At 45.4% G+C, this 978-nt stretch carries 1 protein-coding gene; it reads right to left on the bottom strand.

Annotated elements, in window-relative coordinates; translation table 11 throughout:
- A partial coding sequence (locus tag BCT81_RS20415; protein ID WP_102425627.1) for a 4-phosphoerythronate dehydrogenase occupies window positions 1-874 on the bottom strand: 874 nt, incomplete at its 3' end.
- Between the last annotated feature and the right edge of the window lie 104 nt (window positions 875-978).

Here is a 978-nt window from a genome sequence, read left to right as displayed (position 1 = left end):
GCAATAGATCGCTCGCGTAAGCTCGTTTTTCACTACCCAAGAACTCACAATAGCTGTTAAAGATCATCGTAGTGCCGCGTGCTTTGCCCTCTAGACCGTAGCCCGCTACGTGAGGTGTTGCGAAAGCAAGTAAAGGGAGCAACTCCATGTCCACTTCAGGTTCAAACTCAAATACATCAAGGACGGCGGTGAAGCCATCAGCTTTTTGCAGACGAGCTTTGAGTGCTTGGTTATCAACCACAGGGCCGCGAGCTGCGTTAATTAGGATCTGGTCAGCACGTAAATTATTAAGCACTTGTTCGTTGATTAAATGATGAGTTGGGAACTCACCCGTTCTCGTGATCGGGGTATGCAGGGTGATCACGTCTGATTGTTCAAGCAGAGTTTCTAATTCAGTGAATTCACGAGTGTCACCTTCTTGCTGTTTTAGAGGGTCGTTCAGTAGAACCTTAATACCAATACCTTCAAGGCATTTTGCTAAGTAGCTACCCACCTGACCACAGCCAATAATACCGACTGTTTTATCAAACACAGAGAAGCCTTGTTGCTGCGCAAGAACCATCATCGCACTGAACGCATATTCAGCCACACCCACCTTGTTACAGCCCGGTGCCGCAGTAAAGAAAATGCCACGCTCTTTCATCAATTCTTGGTCGACGTGATCCATACCCGCCGTTGCAGTGCCAACAAACTTCAGTTTATTGGCTTTGCTAATTAATTCTTCGTTCACCTTAGTGACAGAGCGAATCATCAGTGCGTCTACGTCAACCAGATCGTCCGTAGTTAATGTGCGACCAGACTTCATTGTCACTTCACCTAGCTGGCTAAAAAGCGCTTCAGCATAAGGCATGTTTTCGTCGATTAAGATTTTCATTTGGCGAGTACTTTTGTTGGGGTCTATCGACCTAAATGTGAATTGAAATGATTGTGCAAAATTCCACACACGGTGTCGAGTAACAAATGGAATACATTATGAAT

Origin of the sequence: Vibrio sp. 10N.261.52.A1 (assembly GCF_002876325.1) — a bacterium.
In the GTDB taxonomy this organism is placed as follows: domain Bacteria; phylum Pseudomonadota; class Gammaproteobacteria; order Enterobacterales; family Vibrionaceae; genus Vibrio; species Vibrio chagasii.
This window is presented reverse-complemented; position numbering and strand designations above follow the sequence as displayed.